The sequence below is a fragment of the Dyadobacter soli genome (genome assembly GCF_900101885.1).
In the GTDB taxonomy this organism is placed as follows: Bacteria; Bacteroidota; Bacteroidia; order Cytophagales; family Spirosomataceae; genus Dyadobacter; species Dyadobacter soli.
In genome coordinates this window covers 32,387-57,585 of the sequence record NZ_FNAN01000017.1, presented here as the reverse complement: position 1 = coordinate 57,585, position 25,199 = coordinate 32,387, and the positions used below count along the sequence as shown (strand labels likewise).

Here is a 25,199-nt window from a genome sequence, read left to right as displayed (position 1 = left end):
GATCCTGAGCTTTGCCGGGTAACCTTTTTATAAAAGTCATGAAAAAAAGAATTGCTTCGCTTGGCTGCCTGATCGTCTTTGCATTTGCTTTTTTCCCTGCCCGCGCGCAGCAGGCCGAGAACTTCGAACGCGCATTCGCGAAAGCGGCCGAGTCAGGGTTTGATTCGGTGGCGGTGTCGGGGCTGTTTGAAAAATATGGCCGTTTCCTGATGCCCTTTAACCAGGTGATGCAATTCAGCGCCGCTTTAAAAGGACAGGAAATGACAAAGTTTCCGTTGATGTATATGCAAAAAACGGAAGCTTACAAGGCTAATATCAACACACTCCTCGATGCGAAACGGCCGGATAAGCGCATGCTGGGTTATCTGATGGTTGCCGCGTCGGGTGATTTTGCAAAACGGAACAGGCTGTCGAGAGACTTGCGGGCCGGAGCATTACCGGAAGCGGAGCTCTGGCTGGGAATGGGGCTCATGCACCTGGGCTACGACCATACCTCCGATCTTTTTCAATGGGTAGTGCGGAACAATGCCAAAGCTGGGAACTACCTGTTCCCTTTGCTGCTATCACTGCCCAAAGATTCGCTGCGGCAAACGGCCTACCGCTTTGCCGACAGCAAGGATCTGGGCGAGCGCATATACGCGGTGCAGACGCTGGAATATACGGGCACGAGCCCCAAATCTGAGAAAATACTCCGAAAAGCGATAACGTCCTGGCCTGTGAATGTAAAGGGTTACGCAATCGTCCCCGCGCAGGCGCTGCAAATCGGTAACCTGCTGCCGATATTGAAGCCGGTCCTCGACAGCGCCGCCACCCGGAAAGTCGCATTAGACGCACTGGCCGATAGCCCCACGCCTTCGGACCGCGCATTTGTATCGCAGCTTGCCAAAAAAGGAAGTACGGACGCTGACGTTTTGAATGCATTGAAAAGTTCGCGTTACGAAGAAACAGTGATCGATTGGCTGGATCGCCTGCCGTTATTGCCGCAAGAACAAGCCTACTATTTCAACTTCTTTCGCGACTCGGTCATTCTCCGCAACGCCATGCTGCCCCATTTGCAGAAGGCGGCGGTGAGCATCCGAAACTCGGATGTACTGAGCAATCTGCTGCCGGCATTGAAAGGGCGGGAGGACAGCCTGTCGCAAAAACTGCTGGTGGGATACCTTGCTCACGGGAACTCGCACGTGCGATGGGCAGCCGGCAGGACATTAACGGGAACCTGTTCGCCATTCCTGAAAGCGGAGCTGCCGGCGATTATCGGTAACCGCGCACTCATCGGCGCCGAAACTTTCGATCTCGCTTCCGGTTGCGGACTGGACAACTACCAGGAAACCGCCGAGGCTGTTTACCGCTCCACGGAGGAGTACGAGTACCTGACCCGCGTGAGCGCATTGAACTACCTGGCAACCTACCCTCAACCGAAACATCTCCCGATTTTCCGCGACGCATTAGAAATGGACCCCGAGCACAACATCCTCCTGATGCGCGCGGGCGCACGCGGGCTGGCAACTCTGGGCGACACGGCCTCCCTCGAAGCGATCATCACCGCCTGCGAAAAAGAGCGGAAAAATTCAGATATGAACACCATGGTGTACCTCGACGCGATCGCGCGGCTCAAAACCGCGCGCTGCAAAACCTACCTGGAATCATTTCTGAAAAGCGACAGCGATGTGGTGAGGAAGAAGGTGGAGGCGGTTTTGGAGGGGTGGTAGGTCGGTTGATGTGAGAACGGCCGGGATGGCTCCGTCAAACCGGCTGCTCTGATACTTTGTAATGCTCCAATGCATTTGCCAGTTGTGCCTGGATCTGTTTTTTGAGAATCCGGGGGCCGAGTATTTTGATTTTATCACCAAAGCCCAGCAGCTCACGTTCAAGCTCGAAGTTGAGCACTACCCGGATGCTGAAAATCTTTCCTTCCGCGTCACTGCCGATTAGTTTCTGCGAAGCATGAAGCGGTTTCGTGATCACGTAGGGTGCGTGGGCGTGGTGAATGCGAAATACGACCTCGGTGTTTCGCTGCCCGGCCGTTTTGGTAACACCAATTACATCATTATAATGTGTCGTGAGGTCGAGGGACGTATTTTCCTGATAGGGCTCCGAGGGTTCTTCCTGCAATGTCTGAATGCGGTCGAGCGCCAGCGTTAGCAATGGGGAATGGTGCTGATGCGATTGGCCTAGCACAAACCACCGGTTGCGGTATTCTTTAAGCAAAAAGGGGCTGAAACAAAAAGTACTGGCCTGCCGCGCTTTAAAAGACTGGTAAGTAATGCATAATGCCGTTTTTGAAATAATCGCACGCCGGATCACCTCGATATGTTCGAGACCTTTCAAATGATCATTCTTTTCAAAATCTACCACAGGCATACTGTGCGTGCGCCGAGCGTGGATTTTGTCTTCCAGGCGGCTGACCATTTCGTTCAGGTCGGCAAAGTGGCTGAATCCCTTGAATTGCTGCAACAATGACGATACTTCACCCAGAATCCGCATATCCTGCGGCGTGAGCGGGATATTGGTGATGCTGTACGTCTTGTCCCCGTAGGTATAATATTTTCTATCGACCACGATAATAGGCGCCTCGTAGCCAAGCTTGTCGCTGCGCATCATTTCAATATCCGCCTGCACCGATCGCCTGCTGACGCCCTTGCGGATACCCTCAAATTCATATAATGCTTCCGAACAAGCTTCGATAAGGTCGTCCAGCGTCCATTTACGGAAGCGGTTCTGTAAGCATTGGTCAATCGTCCGGTAGCGGATCAGCGCATTGCGGTTTACAGGCATATTCAGATTTTTTTGAAAAAATATTAAAATAAAATCTACTGCGCAAAAAGACTGCGCAGTAGCCCGGTTGCTTTGTAACCATCAAACGGAACAAAGCAGTCATGGAAAAAGAAAAGATCAGTAACGGTGAAATAGGAGCCCTGGGAATCGAAGATCTGGAATTGCTGGTGGCATTCAGCCGCGTGGCTAACGGGCTTTTGAAACACGAGGTAATGAACAAGGCAAGTATCCTTACCAACCTGGAAGCCCTCATCGCCGACCCTATGCCCTATGCATTAAAGCGCAATGGGAAATTTAAGAACATAGCCGACCGGGTAATCGAACTGCGCAAGGACGGGCGGTTTGTAAAGCAGGTGCGCAGCGTCCATAAACTGAAAGAGGAGGTAGCGGATTTCCCGGTATTCGGATTGGAACATATTGAGGCGGGCGCATTGGCACAGATGAAAACGGCGATTCAGCTACCCATCGCCGTTGGCGGCGCCCTTATGCCCGACGCACACCAGGGATATGGGCTGCCGATCGGCGGGGTGCTGGCCACTACGGCCGATACGATCATTCCATATGCAGTCGGCGTGGACATCGCCTGCCGGATGTGCCTGAGCATCTTTGACATGCCTGCCTCGGTAGTCGATACAGAAAAGGGGAAACTTGAAAAACTGCTGGGAGAGCATACGCATTTCGGTATCGGATCGACCTCCGCAAGGCATTTGGATACCACGCTGTTCGACCGCGCCGAGTGGAACGCCACCAAGGCGATCCGCGCCTTGAAAACGAAGGCATACAACCAGTTGGGAACATCCGGTACGGGTAATCATTTTGTAGAATGGGGCGAGCTTTCGGTAGCGGACAATGCGCTGGAAGGAATCCCGGGCGGAACCTACCTGGCACTGTTGTCGCACTCGGGTTCCAGGGGTTTCGGAGGCAATATCGCGGATGTTTATTCCAAAATTGCCATGGAGAAAACCCGATTGCCGAACGAGGCGAAACATTTGGCATGGCTCGACCTGCATACGGAAGAAGGGCAGGAGTACTGGCTCGCGATGAATCTCGCAGGGGATTATGCTTCGGCAAATCACCACGAAATCCATAACAAGATCGCATTGGCGCTCAATGCGGCTCCGGCAATGCGTATCGAGAACCACCATAATTTCGCCTGGAAAGAAAAGCTTGCGGATGGTACCGAGGTGATGGTTCACCGAAAAGGTGCAACGCCGGCGGGTGAAGGCGTGTTGGGAATCATTCCGGGCTCGATGAGCACGCCCGGTTTTGTGGTCAGGGGAAAAGGCGACGCGTCATCCATCCAGTCGGCATCGCATGGCGCAGGCAGGGTTATGAGCAGAAGCGCCGCTTTCAAGACGATCCGCCGGGAAGACGTCGACAGGAATTTGCAAGCCAACCGGGTGACCGTAATCGGTTCCGGTTTGGACGAGGCGCCTATGGTTTACAAAGACATTCATTCAGTAATGGCCGCGCAAACTACGCTGGTGGATGTGTTGGCGAAATTCCAGCCACGGATCGTCCGTATGGCAGATCCGAAAGAGAAAGCGGAAGATTAGAAATAGAAAAGGAAACCGCAGCGGCGGACCGCTCACTCACTCTAAACGCATTTTCTTCAAACTCTTCACCCTAAACACATTCCTCCTCCCATCCAAAACTTTCCTTTCTGCGAACCCTGCATTTACCAGCCAGTTCAATGATTCATATACCGTTGCAGGGCTGATTTTTACGCCGCTGGTGCGTAGCGAGCGCCAGAGCGTGTCGCCGTCGGTGTATTCGTTGTGCTGGTCGAGGTGGAGGGCTACTGTGATGCGCTTGCCGGCGTAGCGGATGTTGTTCTGGCTGCAATAGCGGAGAAGCAGGTCGGACAGGGACATTGCGGTTGTTGATGAATGGGCGGAATATGATGAAAAAATCATACCCATTAGTAGCGTAAAACGGTAACAACCGTAACCTTCCCGGCAAATAAAAACGGCCTGCGCATTTCCGCAGGCCGTTTCCCCAATACATTCCCGTAATTTTAAAAATTGTAATACAAATTCAGACTGAACCGCGCGCCGTTGCCGCGGGTGTATTCCAGGTCCTGCCCGCTGAACAGGTTCACGGTGTTGAAATAGGTTTTGTTAAACAAATTCTCGATCCCTACCGCCGCGCGGATGTGCTTGCTGAACTCGTAGGAAGCATTCAAGTTAAACAGATCATAGGCGTCGACAGGACCTTCGCCATTGCCGTATTTGCCATTGGCCTGCTTGTCGAAACGCTTCCGGTTGCCGGAATACACCCAGAACAGGTTTAGGTTCAATTTGTCGGTAGGCTGGTATTTGACAAATGCCGTCGCTTTGGGCGGGGTAATGCGGGCACCGGTGAGGTAGCGGTCTTCGGCGTCGTCGAAGTTGCCGTTGTCGTTCTGGTCGGCTTTGCCTTCTACATAAGAATAGCTTCCCCCGAACGACAGGTTATCCATCGGTTGAAAATCGAGTGTGAACTCGTAGCCTTTAATTTCTTCCGGTAAGCGGAGCGGCGTCATCACGCCATTCACCGTCACCATATCGGCGCCGAGTTTGGAAGTACTCACAAAATAGGCGGCCGTAAACTGTACAAACTTGTACTGGCTGCTGAAACCGGCCTCGTAATTGTTCACGATAATGGGTTTCGTGTTCAGGTTAGCGATGGTATTAGTCGTCGCGGAGCGCAAAATGCGGCCCAGTTCGCTGATACCGAATGCCTGCGAAAAGTTGAAGAACGGATTGAAAAGGCTGTATTTCGAGTAGCGCAATCCCGCATTCATATTCAATGCCTTGTAATCGAGCTTGCCGCCTTTCACGGCTACGGCGCCTTCGCCATTAGGGCCCTTGGCCAGTGTGCTGTAATCCTTCACATCGATGCCGATATTCTCGAAACGTGCGCCGGTTTTCAGGGTCAGGTCTTTCAAAATTTCGAGTTTGACCTGTGCGTAAGGCGCTATGCTGGTCATATTCATGTCGGGGACATACACGCGGCCGTCCGTGAGTACCTGGTTGGTCACGTCGCCGAGGATGTCGATACCGTAGGTTACGCCGCCTCCGAAGCTGGGATTGACATTAAATGGGGTGTAAAAATTGGCCCGCAAACCTTTCTTGCGCGAAGTGATCTGCGTTTGCCCCGGTCCGTACCAGCCGGTGGTGGAGGCAGTGTAGGCATTCATCGACTCAAAACCATTCACATACGCTGTTACATCCATGCTGGTTTTGCCCCAAAGTTCGCGGCGCTGGTAACGAAGCGAGAGATTATAGTTAAACGGCGTCCCTTCCGCTTCTCCCGGGCTCACACCCGGCACGGCGATGGTCGGCGTCTCGCCGTAGACGCCCGGCTTATTCACATATTTGGTATACTGCCTGCTGCTGAACAGGTTGAATGCAAATTCGAGCTCGTTATTGGCATTGAAATCATAAAAAAGTTTGGTATAGGCATTGTAAAGCCGCGTTTCGCCCAGCCCGTTGGAGGTCGAGATCACTTCGCCTTCGCCGTCCTTGTATACGCCCGTGCGGTCGAGCAGGCCGCTCACGACGTAGGAAAACTTGTTGATCTTCCCTTGCAGCATTTGCGAAATGCGGTAACCCGGCGTGTCGGCCATGTGGAACACATTTCCGTGCGTACCCAGCTGCGTAATGCCGCCAATGGCCTTGTTCTCGGTAGGTTTACGGGTAATGTAGTTGATCAGCCCGCCGCCCGCGCCGTTGCCGTAAATGGCCGTAGCGCCTTTCACGACCTCGATGCGTTCCAGCACGGCGGGGTCGATGGAGCGGATGTCACGGTTACCATTCATGAGCGGTGTCGATTGCGGGATGCCGTCCACGAGCACGAGCAGGCTGCGGCCGCGGAGCGTCTGGCCGGTGTTGGTCGCCTTATTGTTCGGCATTCCCAAACCCGGAATAGTATTTCCAAGAATCGCCGCGATGGAATTGTTGATCGTCGCCTGCTCCTGGATTTCCTTGGCTTTCAAAACGGCGATCGACGCGGGTACCGAATTGAGACTTTCACGTACGCGCCCGGCCGAAACGACCACTTCGTTCAGGTTTTTATCGCCTTCCTGCACAGTTACGGGTGGTAATGCGGTTTGTTCGCCGGTTTGCACGGTAAATGGCTGATCGGCCGAGGTGAAGCCGAGGTGCTGCACGAGCAGGCTGTGCTCGCCTTCGGGAATGTCGTTAATGATAAAATGGCCGTTCTCGTCGGTTTGGGCACCTTTTCCGGTCCCTTTCACAAGCACATTGGCAAACTCCACAGGCTTGCCGTCGGGCGTTTGTACCTTGCCTTTCACGGAACCTCTGCCGGTTTTGGTCAATGGCTGGATCATAATCTGCTCACCCCGGACTTTCATTCCGCGGGCCGCATTACCCAGCAATTCTTCCAGCACGGTACTCAGGGCTTTGCTTTCTGCTTCGATGCTGTATTTTTTGCGGGTATCGAGCTGGTCGGCGGAGTAGGAGAAGCTGGCGCCGGTTTGTTTTTCAATGCTTTCGAGAATAGCCGAGAGGCTGGTTTGTTTGAAATGCAAGCTCACTTTTTTGTCCAGTACCGATTGCTGGGCGAAAGCCATTTGCCCTGCTAGTAACAATGAGAAAAATAGTAATGCATTGATGGGTAATCGATTGTGTGAGCGCGTTCGTAGAGGTTTCATATAAATGGATAGGAGTTATTAAATGAAATGGGCGTTACTTCAAGATGACCACGGTGTTGCCATTGATCTCATACTTGAAATTCATCACATAGCCGAGATCGTCCAGCAGTGCTTTTAAAGAAGGGTTTTGAAACTTACCCTTATACAGATGCGCCGCCAGTTCCGGGTCACGAATCTCAACTTCCACACCATACCGCCGGGCAATGTCATGCGCGATTGCACTCAAAGGTTCATTGTTGAAAACCAGCTTTTGTTCCATCCAGGCACCGGCAACGTCGTCTGGTAAATCGGTTTTTTCGAATACGGCCCCATTGGCCAGCACCGCCTCGCCGCGCGTCAGCAATACGGACTGCGCATTCTTTGAAAACCGGACTTTTCCCTCACGGACGAGCAGGCTTGCGGGCTCGCCTGCGTAAGCCTTCAAATCGAATGCGGTGCCGAGCACGCGGGTAACATAGCCGGAGGAATGTATTTCAAAGGGCCGTAATGTGTCGCGGGCTACTTCGAAAAACGCCTGGCCGCTCAGCTGCACCCTTCGAAGCGTATCATCGAACAGCGAAGGATAGCTGAGCTGGCTCGATGCGTTAAGGGTAATGGTGGTGCCGTCGGGCAAATGGTGCTTCCGGATCTCGCCCGCACGGGTGCGGACGGTGATTAATGTAGGTTGAAACGAAGTTTTATGATGCGCTACCGCGTTGACGGCCCTTTTTTGGGTCAGAAAATAAAATGCGGTTCCCAGGCCCAGCACCACGAGCGCGGCGCTCAGGTAGGAGAGGAGGCGGTTGCTCCACGAGGTTTCCGGCTGATCGGGCACGGTACTTTCGGCGATCTGCTCGTCGAGCCGGGTCCAGATCTCGAAACCGGCGATTGGTTCGTTTTCGGACGGACTGTCGTCGTGCGCTTCGAGGTCGCTGCTCGCAAGCCACTGCCTGATAGCCGCCTGTTCGGCCGGAGTACAAAGTCCTGCGTGGTATTTCCGAAACAGTTCGGGGGTGATTTCCATGAATTCAGTGAATGCTTTTCACTGAGGTAGTCGGTAGGGAAGCGCGTTACCCTAAGTCCGGTTGGAAAAATGTTCGGAATATTCGGGAAGATTCTCGCGCAGGTGGCGCAATGCGCGGGTAATGTGGTACTCCACCGCCTTGGGCGATATTTGCAAAGAAGAAGCTATTTCCTTGTTACTGAGCCCATTCTCGCGACTCAGCTCGTACACTTTCCTGCATTGCCCGGGCAGAAACAGCACCAGCTCATTGATTTTATTGACCAATGCATTGAAATACACCTGGTTTTCGGTCAGGTTTTCGGAATGCGCCGATTCGGTGGCTGGTTCGTGAGAAGGCGTATTGGCTTGCTGGCGGTAATGATCGAACACCTTGTACTTGGCGGCGCGGATGAGGTAATTTTCTTCCTGGCCGCGTATCGTCAGCGAATGTCTCCTTTCCCAGAGCGCAAAGAAAATCTCCTGCGTTACTTCCTTGGCCTGTTCCTCGTCGCGCAAATGCGAGAGGCAATAGCGGTAGATCCGCTGCCAGAACCGCTCGTAAAGGTTGCAAAAGTATTCCTGCAAAGGCTGCTCATCGTCCGGAAAGGAGTGATGATTCATTTGATCACTATTTAGACTTAATTCAAATAATGTGCAAATGTATCACAAATCGGATAACTTACAACGCATTCACGTAGCCGGAAGGACTAACGCCGAATTGTTTCTGAAAATCGCGCGAAAAGTTGGTAGGCACGCTGTAACCCACCATATCTGCCACCTCGTTGATCTTATAATTCTTCTCGGCAAGCAGTTCTGCCGCTTTTTTGAGGCGCGAAAGGTTAATCAGTTCGTTCGGCGTCATATCCGAAATGCCCTTGATTTTCCGGTAAAGGGTAGGGCGGCTCATATTCATTTTGGACGACAGCATATCCACGTCCAGGTCGCTGTCGGCGATGTGCTCGGTGATGATGGCGTTGAGCTGTTCGAGGAAATCCTTGTCGGCGCGGGAGAATGCAATGCCCTTGATGTGCGTAAGCGGCGAGCGCGCGAAGTAATCCTTGATGATATCGCGGTTTTGGAGCAGGTTGCTGATCTGCGCCGACAAATGATCCAGTGAAAAAGGCTTTTCTATATATGCATCCGCGCCCACTTCGAGCCCTTCGATCTTCGAACTGATCGAATTTTTAGCGGTCAGTAATATGATCGGAATGTGGCTGAAACGCACGTCGTTCTTCATTTCGCGGCACAATGCAATGCCGTCCATGACCGGCATCATAATGTCGCTGATTACCAGATGGATATTTTCTTCCTGCAAAAGTTCGATGGCCTGCCGCCCGTCGCCGGCCCGGAAAATATTGTATTCCAGGCTCAGTTCACGGCCCAGGTAACCCAGGATTTCGGTATTGTCTTCTACCAGCAGCACATTGGGCTTGTTGGGATTGCCCGAAGTTTGCTCGGAATCGTCGGCTTCTGCACCATCCCGGTTTTCGTCTTCCTTATGCAAATCCAGCTCGTAATCCTGGTGGATCGGGATGGAAAGCAGGAAAGTGTTCTGATCCAGCTCGGAGCGTTTCAGTTCGAGCGTGCCTTTGTGCAGCTCCGCCAGCGAGCGCGCGAGCGGAAGGCCGATGCCCGTCCCCGGTTCCTTACTGCTGCCCTCGGCGCGGTAGAACGGTTCGAAAATGCGGTCGCGGTCGTCGTAGCCGATCAGCGGGCCATCGTTGGTAAATTCGATGTGGAACAAAAGATCGTCGCTGTTGAACGGCGAAAGCTTCACTTTGACGCTGCTTTCGGCATATTTGATCGCATTGTTCACGAGGTTGCTCACGATTTTCTTGCAAGCCTCTTCATCCACGAATGCCTGCAAGGTAATGCGGGGCAGTTCGAGTTTGTATTGCAATTGCTTTTGTTCGGCCGCCGGACGGAATGTGCTGAAAACGTCGCTCAGCAGGTCGTTAATGTCGGTTTTGGTAAAATTAAGGCTGTAATTATTGGCCTCCGCCTTGCGGAAATCGAGGAGCTGGTTGGTCAGGTCTATCAGTCGGGAGGTGTTTTTATCAATCATGTTCAAACTCTCTATCATTTCCAAGTCCGACTTCCTGGTGGCCAGCAGCTTATCCAGCGGCATCTTGATCAGCGTCAGCGGCGTGCGGATCTCGTGGGCTACATTGGTGAAAAAGTCGATCTTGGCATTATAAATCTCCCGCTCTTTCCCCATTTCGATCGTCTCGATCTGCCGCCGGCTTTTCTCATGGAGGGCGAGAAAATAGTAACGAAAAATCACGACAATAATACTCACGGTCAGCACCACATAAAACAGATATGCCCAGCCGGTAGCCCAGAAAGGCGGCAAAATGGTAATGCGCAGCCTCGTTTCGCGGTTATTCCAAAGGCCGTCATTGTTGGCGCCGCGGATTTTTAATGTGTAATCGCCGGGCGGCAGCTTGGCAAACTGAATGCGCCGGTCGCCGTGGAAGGGCACCCATTCTTTGGCGAGGCCTTCGAGCTGATACTGGTAACTGTTCTGCTCCGGAATAACGTAGCTCAGCACCGCCACATCGAAACTCACGCTCGAACTCTGGTAGGGCAGGGTAATCTCATTCGCGTAAACGATCGATTGTTTCAGCGGCGCGTCTTCCTGCCGGATGTCCACGTCGCGGTTGTTGACCTGCAAGCGGGTAATGTACACCGGCGGTACGAACGCATTCCGCAATAATGCGGCCGGTTTGAAACCCACCATGCCCGCGACGGTACCGAAATACAATGTGCCGTCGGAGTCTTTATAGGACGAATTGTAGTTGAACTGATCGGTCGGAAGGCCGTTGCGCATGTGGAAATTGGTGAAACGGTCGGTGCGGCCGTCGAGCTTCGCGAGCCCGCGCGAAGTGGTGATCCAGAAGTTTCCAGCGTCGTCTTCCAGAATCCGGAAAACCTGGTTGTCGGGTAAGCCGTTGGTCTTTCGGTAATTGCGAAACTTTCCGGTTGCCGGGTTATAGCGCGACAGCCCGTGCTCGGTACAGAGCCAGATGCTTTTGTCCGAGCTTTGGTAAATGCTGTTGACGTAATTATCGACCAATCCGCCGGGTTGGTCGGCACTGTACCGCAGCTGGCCTTTCTTTTGTGTTTTAGGATTAAAGAAAGAGACTCCGCGACCGTAACTCGCCACCCATAACGTGCCCTCGGCGTCTTCATGAATGCTCTGTACCTGAGAGTTAAAGAATGGAATTCTCGTAAAATCGTCGGTGGCGCGGTTGTATTTGCAAAGGCCGATCCACGTGCCCGCGAGAATGTCGCCGTTGCGGGTCTTGTACATGGTCACGATAAAATTACTGCTCAGCGAACGCGGGTCCGACGATGCATTGTAATGCCGGATCACCCGCTGGGTGCGCAGGTCGATCACGTCGAGGCCGTGTTCATAGGTGCCCACCCACAGCTCGTCGCCGTCGACCACCATGCCGTGGAGGTTGCGGTAGGAAATGCTGCCGGGGCGCCCGTCGGGCAGCAGGGCTTTGAACTGGCCGGTGTGAATGTCGAGCCGGTTCAGTCCCGCATCCTCGGTACCGACCCACAAATGGCCGTACTTATCCTTGGTAATTTCGTGTACAATGTTGCCGCTGATGCTGTTGCCGGGTTTCGGAAAGAACTTGCGGAAGTTGTTAAACTGGGTCGAATAGTAGTTGATACCGCCAAACTGCGTCGTGATCCAGATGCCGCCCTCACGGTCGCGCAGGATGGAATTGACGATGTTATCGGTAATGGAATAGTGGTTAAATTGTTCGCGTACAATGTGTTGGGATCGGCCGGAGATCAGGTCGAGAATGTAAAGCCCCGACTCGGTACCGAGCCAGAACTCGCGATCGCTTTTCCGGAAGATCGTATGCACCTGCACATCCTCGCCCGGCAGCCCGGCAGCGGTCAGGTTACGCACCTGTTTTTTGACAAAATTGAAAAGTAAAACCTTCTTCATCGTGCCGATCAGCAACGAAGAATCGCCCACGGCGTGTAGGGTAGTAGCCCCGTAAATTTCCCTGATCCCGGACAGTTCGCCCAGATTGAATGCCTCAAAACGGCCTGTATCCTGGTGATACTGACGCACCACTCCGTTGTTGCAAGCCACCCAAACGGTTCCTGCGGGCGAAATATGCAGTGAAACAGGCTGGTTACCGCCCAGGTCGACGCGCGCGAGCCGGCCCGTACGTACGTGGTAGCGATACAATGTGAGATCGGAGATGACCCAGATGTTGCCGTTGCGGTCGCCGCGGATTTCGAGCACCTCACCGGCGGGTATCAGTTTGAACGCGTCGAAGCGGTCGGCCACGGGGTCGTAGCGGTACACACCCTTGTGCGTGCCCACCCAGAGTTTCTCGGAGGCGTCTTCGTATAATGCAAAAATGGAGTTGCTCCCAAGGCTCAGCGAATCGCCCGCAATGCTCTGAAAAACGCGAAAATTATGGCCGTCGAAGCGGTTGAGGCCATTGCGGCTCGCAAACCACATGAAGCCTTTTTTGTCCTGGACCATCTCGCCCACGGCATTGCCCGACAGGCCGTCGGCAACCTGGTAATTCCTGAAATAGAATGGGATATCCTGCGCAAAACCCTGCGTGGCGATTAAAAAAAGAAGCAGGATGGAAACAAATGCTCTCACCAATTTAAACTACATATAAAACACATAACCTGGCATAACCGGCATGTAAAGATATCCACTAAAATCTTAGTTAAATCATAAAAACAAGGGGTGAGACATTTTGATTCAAAATTGAGACAAAACGATCATCCCGTTACCCGCTAAACCCTGAACTTCGCGGCAGTCTTAATTAATCCTATATAATAACTAAAAAGTAACAACGCTGCGGAGCTTTTCACCTAACAATCCTTGATGAAAATGAAATTATACAAATCGACCGGCCGGGGTACACGCCTTATGCCGGTTGGACATTCCATTACGCGGGCAACCGCATGGCTGGGCTGCCTGCTCATGCTGCTTTCGGGCTGGCAAGCCAGTGCACAGAGTACCGTACAAATTTCCGGTAAAATCCGGGATTCCAAAGATGTTTTACCGGGAGTGGCTATTCTTGAAAAGGGTACCAGCAACGGTACGGTCTCGCAGGTGGACGGGACATTCAAGCTGGAAGTGAGCAATGCCAATGCTACACTCGTGATTTCGAATGTAGGTTATGTAAGCCAGGAGATCGCGCTTGCAGGCAAAACCTCTATTGATGTAAATCTCGCCGAAGACCAGAAGCAATTGAACGAAGTAGTCGTGATCGGTTACGGTTCGTTGAACAAAAAGGAGGTTTCCAGTGCTATTACGCACCTTTCGGGCAAGGACCTGCTCCGCGTGGGCGGTAACAACCCGCTGATGGCGATCCAGGGCAAGGTAGCGGGGCTTTCAGTGACCAATACTTCTGCGGCCGATCCGAACTCTTCGCCCAGCATCCAGTTGCGCGGGGCGTCTTCACGTAGCGCAGGCTTGGGGCCATTGTTTGTCATCAACGGCGTGCCTGGCGGTAATATCGACAACATCAACCAGAACGAGATCGAGTCAATCGACGTCCTCAAAGGCGGTGCGGCGTCGGCTATCTACGGTACGCGCGGCAGCAACGGGGTGATTGTGATTACGACCAAAAAGGGCTCTGAAAATTCGCGTATATTCTATGACGGTTATACGACCTTCGATTGGGCTACCAACCAGCTGGAAGTGCTTTCGAAAGATGAGTTCCTGCGCAACAAGCGTGGGGTGGATTTTGGCGGTAACACCAACTGGATGAACGCCGTGAAGCGCAATCCGTCGTTCTCGCACAAGCATACCCTGCAATTCTCGGGCGGTAATGGTAAGACCAATTATTTCACCTCGCTCGACTACCGCGATGCGAACGGTCTCGACCTCCGTTCGGCTAAGCGCGAGTACGGCGGCCGGATCAATATCAACCACAAAACGGCCAATAACCTCGTCGAACTGACTTTCTCCGCCGCGCCCCGCTATACCAAAACCAGCGATGCCGATTACAGCGGATTTAACTACGCACTGACCCTGAACCCGACGCTCAACGTGCGCGACTCAACCGGTAAATATGCTTATCTGACTTCCGGATTCTTTGCTAACAACCCGGTTGAAGTCGCCAAGAGCGTAAAAGCCGACCGCGAGTACAAGCTCCTGGACATGAACGGTTCCGCGAAAATCAATATCCTTGAAAATCTGAATACCGTGGTGACCATCGGCGAGGTGAACTCTTCGATGCGCAGGTTCCTGTTTACGCCTTCGAACCTTACGACCGTCATCAACGGCAGCAAGCGCAACACGGGAGAGCAGATTTTGGAAGAAAACGACCAGAAGAGCTTCGAGTGGATCGGTAACTATTACCTCGATCTGAACAAGCATTCGGTGAAGGTGTTGGGCGGATATTCGTTCCAGTATTTCACATCATCGGGTTTCAATGCAAAGAATGAGAACTTCCCTTCCAATGTATTGACTTACAATAACCTGGGTAGCGGTTTGTGGAACTTGCAGCAAGGCATTAACAATGTTGGTTCTTACAAAAACTCGTCTAAACTGATCGCATTCTTCGGTCGTTTGAACTACGATTTCGACCAGAAATACTACTTCTCGGCCAGCTTGCGCCGCGAGGGTTCTTCGAAATTCGGTTTTTCCAACAAGTGGGGTTACTTCCCGGCGGCTTCGGTGGCATGGCGTGCCACGCAGGAAGGTTTCCTGAAAAACATTTCCTGGCTGAACGAACTGAAAGTACGGGCGGATTATGGTGAAACGGGTAATCAGGATTTTGGTAACTACCTTTCGCTCGATACTTACGGCGGTTACGGCTACTATTTGTATAATGGGATCAACTACCAGGTTTGGGGACCTAGCCAGAACACCAACTATGACCTGCGTTGGGAAAAAGCGGCGAACTTCAACGCCGGTCTGGATTTCGAACTCTTCGGAAGCAGGCTTTCGGGTAGCTTGAACTACTACATCCGCACCAACCGCGACTTGCTCGGTAATTATAATGTATCCAACCCGCCGAACATTCAGGGACAGACCTTCGCGAACGTAGGAACCATGCGCAATACGGGTGTGGAATTGCAATTGAATGCATCCGTGATCCGCAAAGGTGATTTTACTTACGACCTCGGTTTCACAGGCGCTTATAATAACAACAAGTTCGTTTCCTTCTCGAACGCGCTCTTCAAAGGCCAGAAATACGTGGACGTGGTAGGTATGCCTGCGCCGGGTAGCCCGGGTACTTTGCAGCGCTTGCAGGAAGATACCCGCATCGGTAGCTTCTACGCGCTCAAATCGGCAGGTGTGAACGACCAGGGTGCATTGCTGGTGTATAACAAAAAAGGCGAGGTGATCGCCGGCAACCAGGCTACGAACGACGACAAGCAGTTTGTAGGAAACGGTCTGCCGAAGTTTACAATGGGTCTTTCCAATAATTTCAAATACAAAAAATGGGACCTGAGTGTGTTCCTGCGCGGTTCGTTCGGCTATAAGTTGTTCAATACCTATGCATTCTACCTAGGTACGCCTGCGACGCAAGAGAATGCGAACGTGCTGAAATCGGCCTACGACGGCAGCAAGTATTCGAAACTAACCAGCCCTACGACCTATTCGACTTTGTCGGATTACTTCCTCGAATCAGGCGGATTCTTGAAAGTGGATAACGTGACTTTGAGCTATACCCAGCCGGTTCAGACCAAATTCCTGCAATCGGTGCGGATTTACGCTACTACCCGCAACCTGGCGACTTTCACCAAGTTTACCGGCGGCGATCCCGACCTGATCAACGTCAACGGCCTTTACCCGGGCGTGAACAAGAACAACGATAACAACGGTACGCTCGATTACTACCCGTCGACCACACAGCTATTGCTGGGCGTTCAGCTTACCTTCTAATTTATTGAAAGACAATGAAAAGCATTAATCTATTAAAATATACATCGAAGATTGGGGCAGGGATGCTGTTGCTTACGACGGTGGGCTGTACCAATCTCGACGAGCAACTTTTCGACCGGATCACTTCCGACAACTTCCTCCAAACGCGTGAAGACGTTACCCGCGACTTCCTCCGTGCATTCGAACACAGCTATTGGAGCATTCAGGGCGGCAGCACGTTTATGTTGCAGGAAAACAGCTCTGATGAGATCATGACGCCAAACCGCCAGGGCGACTGGTTCGACGGCGGCCAGTTCCAGCGCGTGCATTACCACACCTGGACGCCCAACGACGGCTTCACGGCTGATCCGTGGAATGCATTGTACGGCGGCGTGACGCTCGCGACCAACTCGCTGGAAGATTTGCAGGGCATTAAAGATCCTTCGAAATTCGAGATGACCCAGGCTGAACTCGACGGTATGATCTCCGAGTTGCGCACACTTCGCGCCTGGCTGAACATCCGCCTGCTCGATTTCTACCGCAACATCGTGATCGTGACGAAGGTGAAGGGCGAAACGACCGGAGGGTCACAGGTGACGCCGCAGGAGGCATTTGCGTACATTGAAAGCGAATTGAAAGAGTCGCTGCCGAAATTGCCGACGGTACAGAGCCTCGGCGCCAATGCGGTAGGCCGCTGGACGCAGGGCGGGGCAGTTTCCTTGCTGGTTAGGTTGTATCTCAACTCGAAGGTGTACACGGGTACCGACCGTTTTGCGGACTGCGCGAAGCTTTGCCAGGAAATGATCGACGGCAAATATGGTACTTACTCGCTCGAATCGCGCTGGGATGCGCCATTCGATTATAACAATGCTACTTCGAAAGAGACCGTTTTCGGCTTCCCGGGCAGTTTCGGGCTTACGCACTGGCAGTATGACGGCGGAATGTATTTCTGGATGCTGCCAAACCTGGCGCCGAGCTATTTCGGTTTCACCGATTTCGGTAATGCAAACCCTAAATACGCGATGCAGCCGGGCCTAGACGTGGACGGCAAAGAATACCCGCACGCATTGGGCAAGCCATTCGTGAAGTTTCAGAAATATCCGGATGACGTTCGCTTGAAAAAATACAAGAACCTGGGCAACAGCAAGCGCGAGGGAATGTTCCTGCATGGCTATTTGACCTACACCAATTCGGCAGGCAAGCCTGACACGGTTCGTGGTTTCAAAGGCCCGTACGCATTGTATTTCCGTGACCAGGTAGGCAAGTTCCTCGATGCGAAACCAGGTACACCGATCGCCGACAAGGTTTCGAACATGAACAATGCGGATAACAATTCGGGTATCTTCCCTGTGAAATATCCGTTCTACCCAAGCGACGACCTGAACAAGATTGCTTCGGCATATGCGGAGATCCGTTTCGCGGAAATCTACTATTCACTGGCTGAATGCAAATACCGGGCAGGCGACAAGGCCGGCGCAGCGGTGTTGCTCAATGCGGTGCGTAAGCGTAACTACCCGACCGGATCTCCAAGTCTTTACAAAGCCGACGGTACCCAGCTCACCGACCAGGAAATGATCGACGAATGGGGCCGTGAATTCCTCGTGGAAGGCCGCCGCCGTACCGACATGATCCGTTGGGGCGTGTTCAACAAAGGCACCTGGTGGGACAAAACTGCCGACGCCGACAACCACACCGAGATCTTCCCGATCGGACAAACGGTACTGAACTCGTCGCCGCAACTGAAACAAAATCCTGGCTATTAATTTCCGTCGGCTAAAGTCGACGGCTAGGGGATAAAATCATAGATATCAATTGTAAATCTCAGATTCATTTATGAATTGCCGTCGACTTAAGTCGACGGGAAAAGAGATAGCAATTTATGAAGAGATAGAATTTCATGAAGAGAGAGAGAATCATAAAGAAATAGAATCATGAAGAGATAGAATCTATGAATTGATTAAAAAAATTAACTAAAACCGATGACTGAACACTGTCACAGGGCCTGCGGGATAAATCCTGCGGCCCGGGACGGTGGATGCGCCTCAAAAGGGCGCATTTTTTATTTTTCTTGCATTTAAATCGAAAGTTTGTAATATTTATTCGGAGTGATTCGGTACTTATTATGACGTTAACCTGTTACATCAGAGGGGTTTTCATTGGCTTGGTGATGATCCTCGGGCCGCTCCGGCCGGCTTGGGCGCAGGTGGGCAAGATCCGTGAGTTGCAGCTGAGCCTCCCTGCCATCCGCGATAGCTCAAATTACGTCGACGTTATCAACCGGATTTCCCTTCTTTTTTACGAACAAAATGCGGACAGTACGCTCTACTATGCATTGCAGGCGCGGCAAATAGCCTACCGGAACGACTACGCCCAGGGCCGTGCCGATGCCACCAATAACCTCGGTGTCGTGTTCGATATCAAGGGCAATATCCAGCTCGCATTGCGCTATTATAATGATGCGTATAACCAGTATGTATCGCTGGGCGATTCGTCGAACATCGTGCAGACGCTCATGAACATCGGTTCGGTGTATAATGTGAGCGGGCGGGACGACAAGGCGCAGTCCAATTACGATCGGGCCATGGCACTTGGCGACCGCATCGAACATGACTCCATTACGGCGATCGTCATTTACAACTACATTCTGCTATATCCTCAGAAGTTCAGCCGGAACCGTCGCACAACGCTGATCGACCGGGCTTACCGCATTGCCGAAAAGTACCGCGATGTCCGTCTCGAACTGGCTATCGACCAGCTCCGGGCCACCGAGTTCATCGAGGCGGGCCAGCGGGAGAAGGGGTTGGCATTTTTGGAAGAGACGCTCGATAAAACGCTCGCATTGCAGTTGAATTACCTCAGTATGGATCTTCTGATCGACCTGGGCGACCAATACCTCGCCGAAGACCGCGTCAGGGCGATCGGGTTTTATAACAAGGCGCTCGATCTGGCGGAGCAAAAGAATTATCGCATGTACGCACGCGACGTGTGCAGGAAGCTTTACGGCTATTATGAGGGCCGGAAGGAGAATGCCGAAGCATTTGTATATAGTCAGAAATTGCTGAAACTGTCCGAGGAGCAGGCTGAAATCGACCGGGTTTCAGGGATCGATTACATTGAATACGCGGTCAAGGACCAGCAGTTGATTTCGGCTCAATTGAAATCGAAATACAATTCGGAAATGCTGACGCTGGCCGTGGCGGTTTGCGTGCTGACATTGCTGAGCATTATCGTACTGTGGCGCAACTGGAAGCTGAGCAAAAAGACCAACCGCGTGCTGACCATGCAGTTCCGGCAGCTCGAATCGACTACCGACGCGTTGGAAAAAAGCAACCAGAACTACGCGCGGCTGATCAAAATCGTGGCCCACGACCTCCGCAATCCCATCGGCGGCATCAATGCATTGTGTTCATTGCTGCAAGACGACGACACCACCGCGGAAGAGGGGCGCCAGTACGTGGAGCTGATCCGGGAGTCGAGCACAACCTGCCTGCACATGATCAGCGACCTGCTGCAAACCGACTTCGATTTCAACGAAACGGAAGTGAACAAAAAGCCCGTTGATCTCCCTGTTTTCCTCGATCACGCCGTAACCCTGCTTACATTCCGCGCCGCCGAAAAGAACCAGCGCCTCGTCCTCGATGATCCTTCGCAAGCCATCGTGAATGCCGATCCCGAAAAACTGCTGCGTGTTTTGAACAACCTGATTGTGAATGCGATCAAGTTCAGTCCGGAAGGCGAGACCATCCGGGTCGATATGGAGCGAACCGACAATGGCGTCACGATTTCGGTGGAAGACCACGGCCTCGGCATTCCCAAAGAAGCCATTCCCAACCTTTTCGACCCGTTCACGACCTCCAAGCGGCCGGGTACCGCCGGCGAGCAGGCATTTGGTTTGGGTTTATATATTTCAAAACAGATTGTGGAGGCGCACGGCGGGAAACTCTGGTTCGAAACCGAGGAGGAGAGAGGTACTACATTTTATGTTTTTTTGCCGGGAGAGAACGTCAATTCATTCTCTCCCGCGTGATTATTTATTCCTGATCTTTTCGTCGTAGCTCTTTTTGAGGTTGGCGAGGGCCTTGTCGTACCCGGCTTTGTCGAAAAATGCTTCCGGGCGATAAGGATCGGTGGGTTTGTGTTTTTCATGAAGGCCAAACTGGCTTGCGTGCGACGACAGCCAGATATCGAACTGCTCGTTTTTCATAACCGCCAGCGTTTTGGCATAATCCTTCCCCACTTCCGCATAACCCGGCATTCCCGACAGTTTGGTTTCGTCCAGAATGCTCGGCATATTGGCGATCAAGACTTTATAGGCGCGCTTTTCATCACGGACCATGAATGAGAAACTGCTCGCGCCCGGCGTGTGGCCCGGATGGTGCAATAGCTTCACCTGCATAGTGCCCAATTTAACGACCTCCCCGTTTTTCAATAGCTTATCAGGCTCTACGGGCTCAAAGCTGGCGCCGTGGCTGCCCAGCGCGTAGTCGGAAGCACCGCCGTCGGCCATGGCTTTGGCGTCTTTCTCCTGGATCATTAGTTTGGCAGCGGTGGCCTTCTTAATGGCCGCCATCCCGGCCACGTGGTCGTAATGCGCGTGTGTGGCGAGCAGGATTTTGATGTCTTCGAATTTGAAACCCAATGCCTGCACATGCTTCCGGATGAGCGGTACCGATCCTTCCAGGCCGGTATTGATCAGGATATGTCCCTGGGGCGTTGCGATGAGGTAGCAGGCCAGGTCGTAAGTACCCACATAATACAGGTTTCCGGCAATGCGGAACGGCCGGTAATCTTTCGACCAGTCGGCCTGTACATACGGTAGTTTATAGGTTTTGGTTTGTGCATCGGAAGCGAACGGCGTAAGCAGCGCCCCGGCAAGGAATGTCGTTATGAGTGTTTTTTGAAATTTTGGCATAGAAATGGCGGTAAGCGGGCAAAGATAGAGTCGCGGGGGCGGGAATGCAACGGAGTGGACGGCGGACGGCCGACCGCTGACCGCCGACCGCCGATGGCTGCGCCGACCATGGGCCTTCGGCCTTACCATCGACCATGGTTAATCTGGAATAGGGTCTATGGTCAGCCGAAGGCAATGGCCAGCCGCAGGCGATGGTCAGGCCGCAGGCCACAAGCGGTCGGCGGTCATCGGTCGGCGGTCGGCCGTCGGTCACCGCGACACCGCTTCTTAACAAACTGATAATAACTACGTAAACTCCGCGAAAAGTGAATGGCTGTACTTTGTAGAAATCTATTTCACTACTCAGTTTATCTTCACCATGAAACCTTTATTTACTTATTCCGCATTGGCCGGGCTGCTTGCATTGGGTGCATGTACGGACCACCGCGATCCGAACAGCCCTGACATTACCCTGCAAAACCGCTCGGTAACGCCTGTGCTCGCCAAATTGCTTCCGGGCGCTACCAATGGCCGCATCTCTGCCGGCAATGTGAAACTTTACTCACTGCTGAGCAGCGACGACCAGCTCGAACAATCGCCGGCCTACGTTTTCGGCGGATCTGCCGATGGCGCCGGACTTATCCAGAACGCCGATGGTAACTACACGATCCTGGTGAATAACGAGGACAATTTCGCCGTGTCGCGCATTACCCTCGACAAAGGTTTCAAGCCTGTGAAAGGTGAGTATGTGCTCAATTCCGACGGAGGTACCTGGCGTTTGTGCTCGGCTACGCTGGTAACGCCTGCCGAGCATGGTTTCGGCCCGGTGTTCCTCACTTCCGGCGAAAGCGGCCAGGAGTCGCGCACACACGCATTGGACGTGGACGCGAATGTGAGCCAGGCAAATATTTCCCGCGAGGTAGCTGGTTTGGGCCGTTGGAGCGCTGAGAATGCGGTTCCGCTTCCTAAAACTGCTTATCCGGGCAAAACGGTGGTCGTAATCGGTGACGACGATTCGGATGTGAATGGCGGTCAGGTGGCTATGTATTTGTCAAATACGGTGGGCGACCTCGACAACGGTTCGCTTTACATGCTGAAACGCGCCGATAACAACCAGAAGGAAATGGACATGACGCCAGGCTCCATGTATGATGTGGAGTTTGTCAAAATCGATAACCACAAAACATTGACCGGCGCGCAGATCAACAGCAAAGTGAATGATCTGAAAGCGATCAAATTCGGACGTGTGGAAGATGTGGATTACCGCAAGGGTGGAACCGAGCAGGGCCGCGAGGTGATCTTCGCCGTAACGGGTCAGGATAACAGCGGTGTGAATGCAGATTATTCCCGTTCGAAATACGGACGCATTTACCGCGTGATACTTAATGCGAACGATCCTACCAAAGGCAAACTCGAAGTATTGCTCGATGGCGACGATCGTACCGGCATTGCCAAGACGTTCCAGAACCCGGACAACGTTTGCGCGACTTTCGACTACGTGTACATCATGGAAGACCCGAATGGTTACGGCGACGAAAAGCATGATGGCTATGTATATCAATTTAATCTCAATACCAAACAACTGACCCCGGTGCTTGAAATCGATCACCGTCGTACCGAGGCTGATGCGGCCAAATACAATGTAGGCGGCACTTCTGCATTCGGTTCGTGGGAAAGCAGCGGTATGATCGACGTGTCGGATGTTACCGGCCGTCCAAACACATTTATGCTCGGCATTCAGGCGCATACATGGCGCGGTGATAAATACAAAGGAGTCGATGGCGGCTCTGTCCGTAAATCGGAGAATCAGGCCAGCCAGTTGATCCTCATTGAAGGTCTGCCTCGTTAATTACATAGTTTTCAGACTCCTGGCCGGAATTTTCGGGCCAGGAGTTTTCCTTTTGAAATAATACCCACCCTGCATTATGCTGAAATTCGAGCGTAACCCCAATTCATTCGTTTATCGCCATAGAAGGCTGCTTTTTTCGATATTCCTGATCATCGTCATCCCGCTGATCGTCTGCCTGATCTGGTGGCTGACGGGCCCCAGGCCTGCCAAGCCGGGCACCGATCATTCAAACCAGGCACCTGCCGGGGCGGTGAAGCATACTTTTATGCAAAGTATCACATCGCTCGACAGCGCCGTAAGCCGCTTGCAGGCCGATATCCGGGCAAAACAACCGGCTGCCATTCAGGAATCCTTCAAGCGCGCGCGCCTTGCCTACAAGCGGGTGGAGTTTATCTCGGCCTATTACAGTCCCGAAACCACGCGCGCGCTCAACGGCCCGAACATCCCGGAAGTAGACGACGATTTGCGTGTGAATGAGCCGCAAGGTTTTCAGGTTTTGGAAGAAATGGTATTTCCTGATGTCGCGACGGATGCTTACCCCGACATGCTGCATGCCGCTAATGTCATCCGCGCCAATGTGAACCGGTTGCGGAAAGTTTCGGATACCAACGACCTCACCGACAGCCACGTATTCGATGCCATGCGGCTGGAAGTTTTCCGCATTGTATCGATGGGGATTACCGGTTTCGATTCGCCTGTGGCATTTCACTCGTTGCCTGAGGTAGCCTCGGCGCTCGCGGGTATGCAACACCAGCTGGCTCATTACACTACTGGAAATGCGAACAATGCATTAGCCGCCCGTCTCGACAGTACTTTCAATGCAGCCATCGGTTATATCCGCCAATCCCCGGATTTCAATGCATTTGACAGGCTGGAATTTATAAAGCAATACGCCAATCCGCTCAGCAGCAGGTTGCTCGATGCGCAGAAGGCGCTGGGTATCCCTGTTTTTACTGAAAAAAGATTGCTATCCGCGTCTGCACGTACGCTTACGGACTCGGGCGCATTCAATGCCAATTACTTCATCAACTTTGAAGAACAATCCATGACCGCCCAACGCATAGAGTTAGGTAAAATGCTGTTTTTCAATCCGATATTATCCAACAACGCGGGCCGCACGTGCGCCACCTGTCACCAACCCGACAAAGCATTTACCGACGGCGAGCCAAAGAGTTTCGCCATCGGTTTCAATGGTGCCCGCATCAGCCGCAATGCGCCTACCTTGCTTAATGCGTCATTCCAAGCCGTTCAGTTCGCCGATTCACGCGTAACCTTCCTCGAAGACCAGGCCAGCGACGTGATCCGCAATCCCGATGAAATGCACGGCTCGCTCCCGGAAGCTGTGACCGCATTGCGCAAGCAGCCCGCGTCGCAGAAACTTTTCGAAGAAGCTTATTCCGACGGCATCACCGAAAGCAACCTCAAAAACGCCATAGCCAGCTACATCCGCTCGCTTTCATCCCTCGATTCCCGCCTCGACCGCCATTTCCGCGGTCCTGAAAACACATTGACCATCGAAGAAATGTCGGGTTTCAACCTTTTTATGGGTAAGGCCAAATGTGCTACCTGCCATTTCTTCCCGCTTTTCAACGGCACTGTGCCGCCCGCATACCTCGAAACCGAAAGTGAAGTACTCGGTACGCCTGCCACCCCCGAAGGCAAAACCGTCGACCCGGACGTAGGTAAATTCGTCCTCACCAAACGCGAACCGCACCGTTACGCCTTCAAAACCCCCACCGTCCGCCACGTAGCGCTCACCGCCCCCTACATGCACAACGGCGTTTTCAAAACGTTGGAAGAGGTGGTAGATTTCTACGATCAGGGAGGTGGGAATGGTTTAGGTTTTAATCTGGATAATCAGACGCTGCCGTTTGATAAACTGAATCTAACCGATCCTGAAAAAAGGGCAATCGTGGCTTTTATGAAAATTTTGTGACGCGTGGTGACTATCGACGCGTCTGTATAAATTTTTGCCAAATAATCCGCATCCATCGTCGTCTACAAGTATTGCGCGCCGCTGGCGCTTGTCGTGCGGGGCGTATCTGCGTGGCAATCATCACTGATAATTAGACGTCGTTTTCGTGGTCCGTTCGCTGCGGAGCGACCCTCTGTTTCTTGCAATTGTAGTTTTCGCGATGAATTTGCCGCAGAGCGGCGTCCAGTTTGTCACAA

14 protein-coding genes are annotated in these 25,199 nt (G+C 52.6%); 7 read left to right on the top strand and 7 right to left on the bottom strand.

Annotation, left to right across the window (positions count from 1 at the left end; all coding sequences use genetic code 11):
- The first annotated feature begins 38 nt into the window (after positions 1-38).
- A complete protein-coding gene (locus BLQ88_RS25620; protein WP_090155810.1) occupies positions 39-1,709 on the top strand; it encodes a hypothetical protein in 1,671 nt (556 codons plus the stop codon).
- Between the two features lie 34 nt (positions 1,710-1,743).
- Here the strand turns inward: BLQ88_RS25620 and BLQ88_RS25615 are convergent, their stop codons facing one another.
- Positions 1,744-2,775 carry a helix-turn-helix transcriptional regulator gene (locus tag BLQ88_RS25615; protein ID WP_090155808.1) on the bottom strand — a complete coding sequence of 344 codons (1,032 nt, stop codon included), beginning with the start codon at positions 2,773-2,775 and terminating at the stop codon, positions 1,744-1,746.
- A gap of 101 nt (positions 2,776-2,876) precedes the next feature.
- On the opposite strand from BLQ88_RS25615, the gene BLQ88_RS25610 reads away from it, so the two are divergent.
- Positions 2,877-4,331: an RtcB family protein gene (locus tag BLQ88_RS25610; protein WP_090155806.1), complete on the top strand. Its 1,455-nt coding sequence runs from the start codon at positions 2,877-2,879 to the stop codon at positions 4,329-4,331.
- A 36-nt stretch (positions 4,332-4,367) separates the two neighbouring features.
- Here BLQ88_RS25610 and BLQ88_RS25605 read toward each other — a convergent pair whose 3' ends face one another.
- From BLQ88_RS25605 to BLQ88_RS25585, 5 genes are all read right to left on the bottom strand, one after another.
- Complete coding sequence (locus BLQ88_RS25605) at positions 4,368-4,649, bottom strand: transcriptional repressor (RefSeq protein WP_090155804.1); 282 nt, start codon at positions 4,647-4,649, stop codon at positions 4,368-4,370.
- Positions 4,650-4,792: 143 nt separating this feature from the next.
- Positions 4,793-7,432, bottom strand: a complete 2,640-nt coding sequence (locus tag BLQ88_RS25600) for a TonB-dependent receptor (protein ID WP_229212862.1) — start codon at positions 7,430-7,432, stop codon at positions 4,793-4,795.
- Between the two features lie 34 nt (positions 7,433-7,466).
- Positions 7,467-8,435: a FecR family protein gene (locus tag BLQ88_RS25595; protein WP_090155802.1), complete on the bottom strand. Its 969-nt coding sequence runs from the start codon at positions 8,433-8,435 to the stop codon at positions 7,467-7,469.
- Positions 8,436-8,486: 51 nt separating this feature from the next.
- Positions 8,487-9,035 carry an RNA polymerase sigma-70 factor gene (locus BLQ88_RS25590; RefSeq protein WP_090155801.1) on the bottom strand — a complete coding sequence of 183 codons (549 nt, stop codon included), beginning with the start codon at positions 9,033-9,035 and terminating at the stop codon, positions 8,487-8,489.
- 58 nt (positions 9,036-9,093) lie between these two features.
- Positions 9,094-13,059: a hybrid sensor histidine kinase/response regulator transcription factor gene (locus BLQ88_RS25585; protein WP_229212861.1), complete on the bottom strand. Its 3,966-nt coding sequence runs from the start codon at positions 13,057-13,059 to the stop codon at positions 9,094-9,096.
- Positions 13,060-13,296: 237 nt separating this feature from the next.
- Between BLQ88_RS25585 and BLQ88_RS25580 the strand changes: the two genes are divergently transcribed.
- The 3 genes from BLQ88_RS25580 to BLQ88_RS25570 all read left to right on the top strand — a co-directional run bounded on the left by BLQ88_RS25580 (position 13,297) and on the right by BLQ88_RS25570 (position 20,314).
- Positions 13,297-16,308, top strand: a complete 3,012-nt coding sequence (locus tag BLQ88_RS25580) for a SusC/RagA family TonB-linked outer membrane protein (RefSeq protein WP_229212860.1) — start codon at positions 13,297-13,299, stop codon at positions 16,306-16,308.
- 14 nt (positions 16,309-16,322) lie between these two features.
- The gene (locus tag BLQ88_RS25575) at positions 16,323-18,050 is read left to right on the top strand and encodes a RagB/SusD family nutrient uptake outer membrane protein (RefSeq protein ID WP_176885103.1); all 1,728 of its coding nucleotides are present in this window, start codon (positions 16,323-16,325) and stop codon (positions 18,048-18,050) included.
- Positions 18,051-18,409: 359 nt separating this feature from the next.
- The gene (locus BLQ88_RS25570) at positions 18,410-20,314 is read left to right on the top strand and encodes an ATP-binding protein (protein ID WP_176885102.1); all 1,905 of its coding nucleotides are present in this window, start codon (positions 18,410-18,412) and stop codon (positions 20,312-20,314) included.
- Here the strand turns inward: BLQ88_RS25570 and bla are convergent, their stop codons facing one another.
- Positions 20,315-21,199, bottom strand: coding sequence for a subclass B3 metallo-beta-lactamase (gene bla / locus BLQ88_RS25565; RefSeq protein ID WP_090155796.1), 885 nt, complete (start codon positions 21,197-21,199; stop codon positions 20,315-20,317). It abuts the gene before it with no gap.
- 358 nt (positions 21,200-21,557) lie between these two features.
- Between bla and BLQ88_RS25560 the strand changes: the two genes are divergently transcribed.
- Both BLQ88_RS25560 and BLQ88_RS25555 read left to right on the top strand, forming a co-directional pair.
- Entirely contained in the window at positions 21,558-23,027 is a 1,470-nt protein-coding gene (locus BLQ88_RS25560; protein ID WP_090155794.1) for a hypothetical protein, read from the top strand.
- A gap of 76 nt (positions 23,028-23,103) precedes the next feature.
- Positions 23,104-24,963 carry a cytochrome c peroxidase gene (locus BLQ88_RS25555; protein ID WP_090155792.1) on the top strand — a complete coding sequence of 620 codons (1,860 nt, stop codon included), beginning with the start codon at positions 23,104-23,106 and terminating at the stop codon, positions 24,961-24,963.
- Positions 24,964-25,199 lie beyond the last annotated feature (236 nt).